We start from the raw sequence: 13,272 nt of genomic DNA on the forward strand, positions 1-13,272 counted from the left end.
GTAAAGTAGATAAAATAAAAGTAGAATGTGAATTCACCTGAATTGACATTCTACTTTCATTTTTAAATTGATATCCTACTTATCTGGATTAAAATTAAATTTAAAATCATTTAGTGGCCAAAATCTAAATGATACTTTACCGACGATTTGTTGTTTATCTATTAATCCAAACGCTCTACTATCTTTACTAACTTCACGATTATCTCCTAGCACTAAGTATTTATTTTTAGGAATAACGTTAGACTTAGGATGAGCATTAAGAAGATCCTTAGTTTCAAAAGATCCTGTAATGTACTCTCCTTGTTTATGTTTTTCATTATAGTCTAAGTAAGGCTCATTTACTTTTTTTCCATTAACATATAGCTGATCTTTTTTATATGTCACACTATCTCCTGGTACGCCTATCACTCTTTTAACATAGTCATCAGATTTATTAGCATGGAAAACAATAACATTTCCTTTTTTTATGTTTCCTACCTTATAACCTAAAATGTTAACCATTACATGTTGTCCATCTTTTAATGTTGGATCCATAGAGTCGCCTTTTATTGTATAGGATTTGGCAACAAAAGTGACTACAAGCCATACAAGCAATAAGCCTACAGCTATCGCAACAATCCATTCTGTTATTTCTTTTTTCAAATATAACACCTCATCTATTTATTAAACTCATAGTTGAATGATCTAAAAGGATAATACCTTAGATATACATTTCCTATAACATCACTTTTTTTAATTAATCCATATTTTCTCGAATCAGTTAATGTATTACTATTATCATTCAACACTAAAAATGAGTCAGGTGGAATAATATCCCCATCAGTATTTTCTAAATCTCGTAATGCGAAATCATTAATATCTCTATTTTTAGCATAATATTTATTCACTTGTCTATCATCTTTATATAATTTACCATGCCTTATTTCTACCGATTCGCCTGCTTTCCCAATAATACGGCTAAAATGAATTTGATCATGATGACGATACATAATAATATCGCCTTCATTTAATAAATTAAATGTCACTTTCAATTTATTAATCATTATATAATCATTTTTATTTAGAGTGGGGGCCATCTCATTAGTATGAACAATTGCACTTCTTAGTAAAAAATTTTGGATAAATATCACAAAAATAATTGCTAAAATAATGGAGATACTCGTACTTATAATTCGACGCAAAATGTCACTCCTCATGTGTTCCCATAAAATGTTTTTCAACTCTTTTTCCAATAAACCATATGACTATAGTAACAATAATTAAAATAATTGCTCTTATAGGATGGGTTAAAAATGTAGTCACTTCTCTACCCATCACTGCTAAAAATGAGATGGAAATAAACTTTGAAAATAATAAAATAATAAAATAATTCTTCATTTTAATATGAGAAAAACTAGCTACAAAGTTTACTACTGTATTAGGTGTAAATGGAAAACACATTAATATAAAAATAGGAACAAGTCCTTGTTTATCTATAAAATATGTAAGTTTTTTCACACCTTTTTTTGCTTTAACTCTTTGCATAAAAGATGCATCAACGAATTTCCTAAAAAAATAAAATACAGTAAATGTCCCAGCGACGATCCCTAACCAACTAATAATGGTTCCTGTAATAAAACCATAAGCATGAACATTTAAGATGACATATAGAGTTAAAGGAAAAACAGGAATCATAGCTCTTAAATAGAGAATAATAAAACCTGCAAAGTATCCTAATTGTTGTAACACATTAAACCAATGTTCAATTTGATGAAACACTATATCATCAAATCCTTTCTTGAAATTTCATCATTCTCTATTGAGTATAAAATTATTTTACACTCTTTTCTTAAAAAAACTATTAATTCAATAAGAAATCAGTCACAAGTACTAGATAACAGATTTAACATTAGTCATATTAATCATTTAAAAGAGAGTGAGACTGAATTCAAAACGAATTCAGTTTCCTTCTCTTGACCCCATATTACGTTAAACAAAAACTTCTTTTTATGAAAGTCTAGTATGTTGAAAAAGATTGATATAAGTATATATTCAATTGAGTCATTGACTGCCAATATATAAAAAACGCCTAAGACAGCTCATCATGTCCTAGGCTTTAAACTATCATTTTATTTAAATTTATGTTGATATTATAAACGTTCTTCTAATTCTTTTTTCTTATCTTCATAACCTGGTTTACCAAGTAAAGCAAACATATTTTGTTTATAAGCTTCTACACCAGGTTGGTTAAATGGATTAACACCTAATTGATAGCCACTCATCGCACAAGCTAATTCAAAGAAGTAAACAACATAACCGAATGTTTCTTCATCTAAACGTGGGATATTCACAACGATATTAGGAACGCCACCATCAGTATGAGCTAATAACGTACCTTCAAATGCTTTTGTATTAACTTCATCGATTGTTTTTCCAGCTAAATAATTTAAGCCATCTAAATCGTCATCATCTTTTTCAATTGTAATATCATGTTTAGGTTGATTTACTTTTACAACAGTTTCAAATAAGAAACGGCGTCCTTCTTGAACGTACTGACCTAATGAATGTAAATCAGTAGTATAGTTTGCGCTTGAAGGATAAATACCTTTAAAGTCTTTACCTTCAGATTCACCGTATAACTGTTTCCACCATTCATTAAAGTACTGCATAGATGGTTCGTAGTTAATTAACATTTCAGTTGTATAACCTTTACTATAAAGAACATTTCGAATTGTTGCATATTGATATGCAATATTCTCTTCTAAATTTTCAGATGATAGTTCTTTACGAGCTTTATTTGCCCCATTCATAATTGCTTCAATATCAATACCTGCAGTTGCAATTGGTAATAATCCTACTGCAGTTAATACTGAATAACGACCACCTACATCATCAGGTACAACAAATGTTTCATAACTTTCATTATCTGCTAATTGTTTCAATGCACCTTTTGCTTTATCAGTTGTAGCAAAAATACGTTTTTTTGCTTCGTCTTTACCATATTTTTCTTCAACTAATTGTTTAAACAATCTAAATGCTACAGCAGGCTCAGTCGTTGTTCCTGATTTAGAAATAACATTTACTGAAAAGTCTTTATCAGACAAGTAATTCACTAATTCTTGTGTATAACTTGAAGATAAGTGATTTCCTACAAATACAATCTCAGGATATTCTGTACTGTTACGGAAAGATGAAGTAAGCATTTCAATTGCAGCACGTGCACCTAAATATGAACCGCCAATTCCGATAACTACCAATACATCTGAATTCGATTGAATATGTTTTGCTGCTTTTTGAATTCTAGAAAACTCTTCTTTATCATAATCTTCAGGTAAATTTACCCAACCTAAAAAGTCGCTTCCAGCACCTGTACCTTCATGAATCGTTTTATGAATTGTTTTTACAATATCTTTTTGTTGATCAAGTTCATGTTGACCAAAAAATTCTAACGTTTTTCCATAATCTAATTGAATATGAGTCATTTATAAATCCTCCAATGTTTATGAATTAGTTTCATTTTACTAACTTTAAGTTATCTATTCAATGAACAAGTTCAATTATTCAAAAAATAGTCTGTTTTTTTTAGAATCATTGAATTACCTTACCTTGTAATGAATACACAATCGAAACAGCAATAAACTCCTTAGTTGTAGTAATATTCAATAAATATAGAAATAACAATAGATGATTAATGATATTCAAATTATCTTTATTTTGTATAAATATGTAAAAAAATGGTTTTATTTTCAAAAACAATCTGTTAGTATAGAATTATATTAATTTTCAGAAAATTTTGAGGTGACAATATGAAAGATAAAATTGTTTTAGCTTATTCAGGTGGATTAGATACTAGTGTAGCTGTTAAATGGCTTATAGATAAAGGGTATGACGTAGTGGCAGTATGTTTAGATGTTGGCGAAGGTAAAGATTTAGATGTTGTTTATTCTAAAGCATTAGACATGGGCGCCGTCGAATGTCATGTTATTGATGCAACTAAGGAATTTAGTGAAGATTATGTAAGTTATGCAATAAAAGGAAATTTAATGTATGAAAATAGTTATCCTTTAGTATCTGCGCTTTCAAGACCCTTAATAGCGAAGAAATTAGTAGAAATTGCTGAACAAACAAAGTCAATCGGTATTGCACATGGTTGTACTGGTAAAGGTAATGATCAAGTACGTTTTGAAGTAGCAATTAAAGCACTTAACCCTAATTTGAAAACATTTGCTCCTGTTAGAGAGTGGGGCTGGAGTCGTGAAGAAGAAATCGACTATGCAATCAAACATGGTATTCCTGTAAGTATTAATCATGATTCACCTTATTCAATCGATCAAAATTTATGGGGTCGTGCAAATGAATGTGGTATTTTAGAAGATCCCTATGCTGCTCCACCGAAAGATGCATATGATTTAACTGCTGAATTAGAGGATACACCAAATACACCAGATGAAATTATCTTATCATTTAAAAATGGTGTTCCTGTTCAACTTAACCATAAAGACTATGATTTAGATCAGCTAATTCTAACATTAAATGATGTAGCTGGTAAACATGGTATCGGACGTATCGATCACGTAGAGAATCGTTTAGTTGGTATAAAATCACGTGAAGTATATGAAACACCAGGTGCTGAAGTGATATTAAAAGCTCATAAAGCTTTAGAAACATTAACATTAACTAAAGATGTGGCGCATTTTAAACCAGTCATTGAAAAACAATTTGCTGAACAAACATATAATGGTTTATGGTTCTCACCTTTAACAGACAGTCTAAAGCAATTCATCGATAGCACTCAACACTATGTTGAAGGAGATGTTAGAGTTAAATTATTTAAAGGTAATGCTATTGTTAATGGTAGAAAATCGCCTTATACACTTTATGATGAAAAGTTAGCAACTTATACTAAAGAAGATGCTTTTGATCAATCAGCTGCAGTCGGCTTTATTGATATTTATGGACTGCCAACACAAGTAAATGCTTATTTACATGGAGGTTATAGTAATGAGTAATAAAGCATGGGGAGGTCGTTTTCAACAACAACCTGAAGAATGGGTAGATGCGTTTAATGCTTCTATTGACTTTGACCAAACGCTTTTAGATGAGGATATTCAAGGTAGTATTGCACATGCAACAATGCTTGCACACCAAAACATTATTTCTGAAGAAGAAAAAAATGCTATCGTAAAAGGTTTGAAAGATATACAGGCAGATTTTCATAACCATAATATTGAATTTAAACATGCTTTAGAAGATATACATTTAAATATTGAACATGAACTGATACAACGCATTGGAGATCCAGGTGGCAAGTTACACACAGGTCGTAGCAGAAATGATCAAGTAGCAACAGACTTACATCTCTATGTTAAAAAACAGGTCATTGAGATTCAAGCACTTATTCGTTCATTCCAAGAGTCTATTTTAACTCTAGCAAAATCTCACGTAGAAACGATTATGCCAGGTTATACGCACTTACAACGTGCTCAACCTATTTCTTTCGCTCATCACATCATGACATATTTTTGGATGTTGGAAAGAGACTATACACGTTTTGCAGATAGTTTAAAACGTATTGATATATCTCCTCTTGGCGCTGCAGCATTGAGTGGCACTACACATCCTATCGATAGACATGAAACTCAAGAATTACTTGGTTTTGAATATATTTATGAAAATAGTCTTGATGCAGTGAGTGATCGTGATTACATTATTGAAACATTGCATAATATATCATTAACAATGACTCACCTATCACGTTTTGCAGAAGAAATTATTTTTTGGTCTACGGATGAAGCGAAATTTATTACACTATCTGATGCATTTTCTACTGGTTCATCTATTATGCCTCAAAAGAAAAATCCAGATATGGCTGAACTCATTCGTGGTAAAGTTGGACGTACGACAGGACATTTAATGAGTATGCTTGTCACATTGAAAGGCTTGCCTCTTGCATATAATAAAGACTTACAAGAGGATAAAGAAGGTTTATTTGATTCTGTTCGTACGATGAAAGGTTCTTTACGTATTTTTGAGGGCATGCTTAATACGTTAACGGTTAATACAAATCGTTTAAATGAAACAGTGCATCAAGATTTCTCTAACGCAACAGAACTTGCAGATTATTTAGTAGATAAAAATGTACCGTTTAGAACAGCACATGAAATTGTAGGAAAAATTGTCTTTGAATGTATTCAACAAGGCATCTATTTATTAGATGTACCATTTGAACGTTATCAAGAATTAAATGATAAAATCGAAGAAGATGTATATGATTACTTAAAACCAGAAAATTGTTTAAATAGAAGAAAAAGTTATGGTTCTACAGGCCAAGATGCTGTGCGTCATCAATTGAACGTTGCAGAAAATATTTTAAAACAATAATGAATACTATTATTAAATGACTATGAATCGAATAAATAAAGATTCTAATAAAGCATCTACTTGAGGATTAACTCTAAATCGCTTAATCGTTTTATAAGAAAGTTTTTGATTTTGTGAAGATCACATCACTTGTAAGAATAAGTACTGAAGTTTCCTTTCGTAGAGTAAGTTAAGTCATGTTAGAATCTTTATACATAAGGCACTTCGTTAATTTAGTTTAGTGATGTTTATTAAATTATACGAAAGTGCCTTATTTTTTTAAAGTATTTCAATGTAAAATTACATATAAATATAAAGTAAATTGGCAAGACTCATTTTTTAGTTAAATTTAATTTAATTATTTTAACTTTCTCTATATTTATTGTTAATAAATTAATAGTTTTGCTAAAATTTTGAAAAAATTATTCTAAAAATTTCTTCTCTTTGCTAAAGTTTTAATGTATTTTTAAATTGAACTGAGAGGATGAATTTTTTGAAGGTTTCTAAAAAAGCAATGATATCTAGTTTAGCAATAGCCACTATCGGTTTAGTAACATTACATAATCCAGTAGAAGCAAATAATAATCATAACAACTATAGCACTACTTCTAATTCCGCTGCAGAACATCAACAGTTTAATCAATCACAAAATAAATATACGTCAGTAGCGATTAGTAAACATCGTAATCAAGATCATTCGAATTGGATGACCAACTTAACTGGCGAACGTTTTACGACTATCGCTCATAGAGGTGCAAGTGGCTATGCGCCGGAACATACGTTTCATGCATATGATAAAAGTCATAATGAGTTAGGGGCGTCGTATATTGAATTAGACTTACAACGTACGAAAGATGGACAACTTGTAGCAATGCATGACGAAACCGTTGATCGTACAACAAACGGTACAGGTCGTGTCGAAGACTATACACTCGCACAACTTAAACAACTAGATGCTGGGTCATGGTTTAACAATGCTCACCCTGAATATGCGAAACCAGAATATAAAAATGCTAAAGTCCCTACTCTAGATGAAATTTTATCTCGATACGGTACAAAGGCTAATTATTATATTGAAACTAAAAATCCTAATGTATATCCAGGTATGGAAGAACAACTACTTGAAACATTAAAAAAACATCACATGTTAACTGGTAACTCTTTAAATCATGGACATATATTAATTCAGTCTTTCTCAGAAGAAAGTTTACAAAAAATGCATCAATTAGATTCACGAGTACCATTGATTCGATTACTTGATAAAAATGAATTGCAACAACAAAGTGAAGCAGATTTACAACATATTCTCTCATATGCCATAGGTGTCGGCCCAGATTATACTAGTTTAAACGCTGAAAACACTAAGCATTTAAAAGATTTAGGTTTCCTAATTCATCCTTATACAGTAGATAAAACTACAGATATGCAACGTTTAAATCAATATGGTGTTGACGGTCTATTTACAAATTTTGCTGATAAATATAAAGCTACTATCCCAAACGAGTAATTTTATTAATTAAATCACTCTATAAAAAACCTCCCAATAACGAGTATATATTTCTCATTATTGGGAGGTTCATTTTTAATAGTTATATTTACGCCCATCCACGATAGCGTGCTGCTTCAGCGGTACGTTTAATTCCTACAATATAAGCTGCCAATCTCATATCAATTTTTCTATTCTGAGCTAATTCATAAATAGTATCAAAAGCCTCGATTAATTTTTCCCGTAATTTTTCATTGACTTCATCTTCTGACCAGTAATAACCTTGGTTGTTTTGTACCCATTCAAAATAAGATACTGTCACGCCACCTGCACTTGCTAATACATCGGGTACGAGTAAAACGCCACGTTCAGTTAAAATACGTGTAGCTTCTGGAGTGGTTGGTCCATTTGCCGCTTCTACAACAATGTCAGCTTTAATATCGTGTGCATTATCTTCTGTGATTTGATTTGAAATTGCAGCCGGTACTAAAATATCACAATCAAGTTCGAATAATTCTTTATTTGAAATTGTATCTTCAAATAAGTTAGTTACAGTACCAAAGCTATCACGACGATCTAGTAAGTAATCGATATCTAAGCCATTAGGATCATGTAATGCACCATATGCGTCTGAAATACCAACTACTTTAGCACCCATATCATTTAAAAATTTAGCTAAGAAACTTCCAGCGTTCCCAAAGCCTTGAATCACAATACGTGACCCTTTAATTTCTTTTCCTCTACGCTTAGCAGCTTGTTCAATAGCAATCACTACGCCAAGAGCAGTAGAACGATCACGTCCTTGTGAGCCACCTAAGACAATTGGCTTACCAGTAATAAACCCTGGAGAATTAAACTTATCTAAAGCACTATATTCATCCATCATCCAAGCCATAATTTGAGAATTTGTAAACACATCTGGAGCAGGAATATCTTTAGTTGGTCCTACAAATTGAGAAATTGCACGTACATATCCTCGTGATAAACGTTCTACTTCATGAATACTCATTTGACGTGGATCACATACAATACCACCTTTACCTCCACCATAAGGTAAGTTGACAATGCCACATTTTAAAGTCATCCACATCGATAAAGCTTTGACTTCTTCTTCATCTACATCAGGATGGAAACGAACGCCACCTTTAGTAGGACCTACAGCGTCATTATGTTGTGCACGATACCCAGTAAATGTTTTAACTGTACCATCGTCCATACGTACTGGAATACGTACTTGCAAGAATCTTAATGGTTCTTTAATTAAATCATACATACCATCATCAAATCCCAATTTATGCAATGCTTCTTTAATGATGCTTTGTGTAGAAGTCACTAAATTATTATTCTCAGTCATAATCACTTTCGCCTCTTTTTTTTCACAAATGTTTTCGCTTTCATAAGTATTGTAACACGCCTATACTTTTTAAAGAAATTAAATCACGCCATATTACGTCATATCTATTTACTCAAATACACTTCTAATTCGATTTAATGCTTCATCTAATTCTTCTTTAGTAATAACCAAAGGTGGCGCAAAACGAATTACTGTATCATGGGTTTCTTTACACAATAAACCTTTTTCTTTCAACGCTTCACAAAATGGTCTTGCACTGTCGTGTAATTCCATACCAATGAATAACCCGCGTCCACGAACTTCTTTAATTGCAGGGTGGTTAATCTTTTGTAATTCTGATTTAAAATATTCACCTAGTTCATTTGAATGTTCTGGTAAATTTTCATCGATAATGACATCTAAAGCCGCAATTGACACTGCACAAGCAAGCGGATTGCCACCAAAAGTAGAACCATGAGAACCAGGTGTAAATACATCAAGCACCTCGTTATCTGCTAATACAACTGAAATTGGTAAGACGCCTCCACCAAGCGCTTTACCCAAAATATATACATCCGGTTTAACATTATCCCAATCACATGCAAATAATTTTCCAGATCGTCCTAATCCAGCTTGAATTTCATCGGCGATAAACAAAATATTATGTTCATTACATAAATCTCTAATGGTTTTCAAATAACCTTCTGGAGGAATATTAATGCCTGCTTCGCCTTGAATAGGTTCAACTAAAACAGCTGCTGTGTTTTTATTAATTGCTTCTTTTAATTGTGTTTCATTGCCAAAGTCAACTTTACGAAAACCATCTAATAAAGGACCATATCCACGTTGATATTCAGCTTCAGATGATAAAGACACAGGGGCCATTGTACGACCATGGAAGTTCCCATTAAATGCAATAATCTCAGCTTGATTTGGTTCAATACCTTTAACGTCATAGGCCCAACGACGTGCAGCTTTTAAGGCTGTTTCAACTGCTTCAGCACCTGTATTCATTGGTAGTGCTTTATCTTTACCAGCTAATTTACAAATTTTTTCGTACCATTCCCCTAAGTTATCACTATGAAAAGCACGAGAGACAAGTGTCACTTTATCTGCTTGATGTTTTAATGCTTGAATAATTTTTGGATGACGATGACCTTGGTTAACTGCTGAATATGCTGATAACATATCTATATATTTATTACCTTCTGGATCAGTAACCCAAATCCCCTCTGCTTCTGAAACAACAATTGGTAGCGGCACATAGTTATGAGCACCGTAATGGTTTGTTAGTTCAATTATTTTTTCAGATTTAGTCATAATATCTCCCCTTTGCTTATTGTTATATTAAAACTAATCACTATATTTACTGGCTTTCGAAACTCTATTTTAAAATATTAAATTCTCTCTAAATCCTTTTATGAAAGCCCTTACAAACATAATGACATATCCTCTTATCATTTTACAAGTAAATTATTTCTATTAGCTAAAATTTTAATATAAACCTTTTTTTCTTAATAAAAAAAGGTAGTGGACAAAATTCATTATGAATTCTGTCTCACTACCATACTATTTCATATTTTATTAATTATTTATCTTTACGAGGTAACGGATAAAATCCTTTATTAAATTGTTCCCATAAATTTGGTGGTAACGCATGTTTATCTTCACGATTTGGATCAAAGTATGAGATAATTTCCTCTTCTTTACCCTCTTCAATTTTATTGATAAAGTTATAATCTAGAAGAATTCCACGACCTAATGCTACGAGTTCAATGCCTGTCGATTCTACTGCATCTAAAGCATCATCAGCAGTAAATACAGAACCTATACCAATGACTGGCATACGTCCATCTACCCATTGATGGATAAGTTTTAGACGTTCTTCTCCTTCATATTTACCCTCACGTGTTTGTGAATGAATATCCATAATTGAAATATGAACATAATCAATCGCTTTTTTTGTAATTATTTTAATTAATTTTTCTGTGTGTTCCATTGAAATACCAGGTGATTCTGCTTCTTCTGGTGATAATCTATAACCTACAATAAAATCTTTATTTGCATAAGTTTCTTTAACTTTTAATACTTCATCAATCACTGCAAGTGGGAATTTTAAATGGTCTCCCCATTCATCTTCACGACGATTATAGTATGGAGAGAAGAATTGATGAATTAAGTAATGGTTCGCTCCATGTATTTCTACGCCGTCAAATCCAGCTTCAATGGCGCGACGTGTAGCTTCACCGAAATCTTTAATTGTTTGTTCGATTTCTTCAGTAGTGATTTCTCTTGCATGATGTTCCTGTTGTTGACCAAAACTTTTCATTGAAACGGGGCTTGGTGCCACAACATCTCCATTAGGAGTCAATTCAGGTAAAGCTTGTGCACCACCATGATGAATTTGTACTAATGCTTTTGCGCCATTTTTCTTCATTGCTGTCGCTAAGCGTTTTAAACCTTCGATATCTGAATCGTGTGCGACAGAGGGTTGGCCTGGGAAGGCTTTACCAATATCATTTACATTACTTGCAGCATTAATTGCAAGACCTACATCTTTGGCACGTTTCTCAATGTAAGAAATTTCGACATCTGAAATAGTACCATCATCATTTGATGATGTATGTGTTAAAGGTGCAAGTACAAAGCGATTTCTTAATGATACACCGTTGGGTAATGTAACAGTTTCAAATAATTTTTTATATTTATTATTCATAAGTAATTCCTTTCTAAATCTTTTAGTTTTATTATTTTCAAACTATAACATGAACATTTTTATGTCTCTACTTTTATGCTTATATGCATTAACCATCTTTTTAAATTTAGCAATATATTGACATAATAAAAAACGTTACTTAAAAAAGTAACGTTTTAGCGTGTTGACAGTCATTCAATTATTATTACGAATTGCACGTTTAGACTGCTTAATCCAGACCGGTAGGCGTTCTTCAAGCGTTTGAAACCCATACTTTTCTGTCTCTTTAATTTCATCTAATACAGACTGTTTTTCTTTTTTTCGTTCATAATTCTTAAAGTAATCATTATCTTTAAGTGACAAATTAAGCTTTCCTTCATCGTCTATAGAAAGGATTTTAGCTTTTACAATTTGACCTTCTGATAGAAATTTTTTTAGATTATGGACATAATCATCCATAATCTCTGAAATATGGATAAGTCCTTCAGTATGGTCAGGGGTCTCAACAAAAGCGCCATACGGTTGAATTCCAGTCACACGCACTTTAATATGCTGACCTTCTTTATAGTGAGTATTCAACTTGATAACCCCTTATTTCGTTTTTCTTAACATATTAATAATAGCATAAATCCCATACTTGGACTAACGATAAACTAATAAAAAATTAATTTCTTTAGAAATTTATATTTCTTCTTCATAAATTTACATTAAAAAGTTCGTTTTTAATAAAAAAAGATGAGCATAAATGTCTTACTTAAAACAGTTTACGCTCACCTTTTTTTATTTAATGATATTTCTTTGATGAATTAAGCTTTTTTATCTTCTACATCAATAGATTCAATAACCACATCATGTACAGGCTTATCTTGTGCCCCTACTTTAGTATTTGCAATATCTTCTAATGTAGTTTCACCGTCAATTAATTGACCAAACACAGTATGTTTTTGATCTAACCAAGGTGTTCCACCTTTTTCTGCATAAGCTTTAGCAATTGGTTCAGGCCAACCGCCATCAACAAGCTGATTAAGCATTGTATCTGGTACTTCTTTCATTTGAACAACAAAGAATTGTGAACCATTTGTATTTGGACCAGCATTTGCCATTGAAAGAGCACCATATAAATTAAATGCTTCTAATGAAAACTCATCCTCAAATGAACCTCCATAAATACTTTCTCCCCCCATACCAGTAGCAGTAGGGTCTCCACCTTGAATCATAAAATCATTAATGACACGATGGAATGTAATGCCGTCATAATATCCATTTTTTGCATGTGTCACAAAATTTTCAACTGTTTTTGGAGCAATCTCAGGAAACAGCTTAAATGTCATATCTCCTTTATTTGTATGCATAATTACTTTAATTTCATTATCTTGTATTTCTTTATTTAACTGTGGATAGTTAGTCATTTAAATTCTC

Annotated in this window: 11 protein-coding genes and 1 pseudogene; 3 read left to right on the plus strand and 9 right to left on the minus strand. The window is 31.9% G+C overall.

What is annotated here, in order from left to right:
* Window positions 1-75: 75 nt before the first annotated feature.
* From lepB (HMPREF2647_RS02800) to HMPREF2647_RS02815, 4 genes are all read right to left on the minus strand, one after another.
* Window positions 76-642: a signal peptidase I gene (lepB, locus tag HMPREF2647_RS02800; RefSeq protein WP_017175839.1), complete on the minus strand. Its 567-nt coding sequence runs from the start codon at window positions 640-642 to the stop codon at window positions 76-78.
* 14 nt (window positions 643-656) lie between these two features.
* The gene (gene lepB / locus HMPREF2647_RS02805; protein WP_049382051.1) at window positions 657-1,181 is read right to left on the minus strand and encodes a signal peptidase I; all 525 of its coding nucleotides are present in this window, start codon (window positions 1,179-1,181) and stop codon (window positions 657-659) included.
* Between the two features lie 4 nt (window positions 1,182-1,185).
* Window positions 1,186-1,761: a TVP38/TMEM64 family protein gene (locus tag HMPREF2647_RS02810; protein ID WP_070859504.1), complete on the minus strand. Its 576-nt coding sequence runs from the start codon at window positions 1,759-1,761 to the stop codon at window positions 1,186-1,188.
* Between the two features lie 368 nt (window positions 1,762-2,129).
* Complete coding sequence (locus HMPREF2647_RS02815) at window positions 2,130-3,461, minus strand: glucose-6-phosphate isomerase (RefSeq protein WP_017175842.1); 1,332 nt, start codon at window positions 3,459-3,461, stop codon at window positions 2,130-2,132.
* 324 nt (window positions 3,462-3,785) lie between these two features.
* Here HMPREF2647_RS02815 and HMPREF2647_RS02820 point away from each other — a divergent pair, with 324 nt between their 5' ends.
* From HMPREF2647_RS02820 to HMPREF2647_RS02830, 3 genes and pseudogenes are all read left to right on the plus strand, one after another.
* Window positions 3,786-4,988: an argininosuccinate synthase gene (locus tag HMPREF2647_RS02820; RefSeq protein WP_070548398.1), complete on the plus strand. Its 1,203-nt coding sequence runs from the start codon at window positions 3,786-3,788 to the stop codon at window positions 4,986-4,988.
* A complete protein-coding gene (gene argH, locus HMPREF2647_RS02825; RefSeq protein WP_002455540.1) occupies window positions 4,981-6,360 on the plus strand; it encodes an argininosuccinate lyase in 1,380 nt (459 codons plus the stop codon). The genes HMPREF2647_RS02820 and argH overlap by 8 nt, the downstream gene beginning before the upstream one ends.
* A 682-nt stretch (window positions 6,361-7,042) precedes the next feature.
* Window positions 7,043-7,846 (plus strand): annotated as a pseudogene (locus tag HMPREF2647_RS02830) (glycerophosphodiester phosphodiesterase); the annotation flags it as partial.
* A gap of 88 nt (window positions 7,847-7,934) precedes the next feature.
* Here HMPREF2647_RS02830 and HMPREF2647_RS02835 read toward each other — a convergent pair.
* The 5 genes from HMPREF2647_RS02835 to HMPREF2647_RS02855 all read right to left on the minus strand — a co-directional run bounded on the left by HMPREF2647_RS02835 (window position 7,935) and on the right by HMPREF2647_RS02855 (window position 13,262).
* Complete coding sequence (locus HMPREF2647_RS02835; RefSeq protein WP_017175846.1) at window positions 7,935-9,179, minus strand: Glu/Leu/Phe/Val family dehydrogenase; 1,245 nt, start codon at window positions 9,177-9,179, stop codon at window positions 7,935-7,937.
* A 108-nt stretch (window positions 9,180-9,287) separates the two neighbouring features.
* A complete protein-coding gene (locus HMPREF2647_RS02840) occupies window positions 9,288-10,478 on the minus strand; it encodes an ornithine--oxo-acid transaminase (RefSeq protein WP_070859506.1) in 1,191 nt (396 codons plus the stop codon).
* A 268-nt stretch (window positions 10,479-10,746) separates the two neighbouring features.
* Entirely contained in the window at window positions 10,747-11,874 is a 1,128-nt protein-coding gene (locus tag HMPREF2647_RS02845; RefSeq protein WP_070859508.1) for an NADH-dependent flavin oxidoreductase, read from the minus strand.
* A gap of 174 nt (window positions 11,875-12,048) precedes the next feature.
* Window positions 12,049-12,432 (minus strand): S1 domain-containing post-transcriptional regulator Ygs, encoded by a 384-nt coding sequence (ygs, locus tag HMPREF2647_RS02850; protein WP_002455545.1) that lies wholly within the window; start codon window positions 12,430-12,432, stop codon window positions 12,049-12,051.
* A gap of 227 nt (window positions 12,433-12,659) precedes the next feature.
* Entirely contained in the window at window positions 12,660-13,262 is a 603-nt protein-coding gene (locus HMPREF2647_RS02855; protein ID WP_017175849.1) for a peptidylprolyl isomerase, read from the minus strand.
* Window positions 13,263-13,272: the final 10 nt, after the last annotated feature.

This window comes from Staphylococcus sp. HMSC035D11 (assembly GCF_001836075.1).
Taxonomy (GTDB): Bacteria; Bacillota; Bacilli; order Staphylococcales; family Staphylococcaceae; genus Staphylococcus; species Staphylococcus hominis.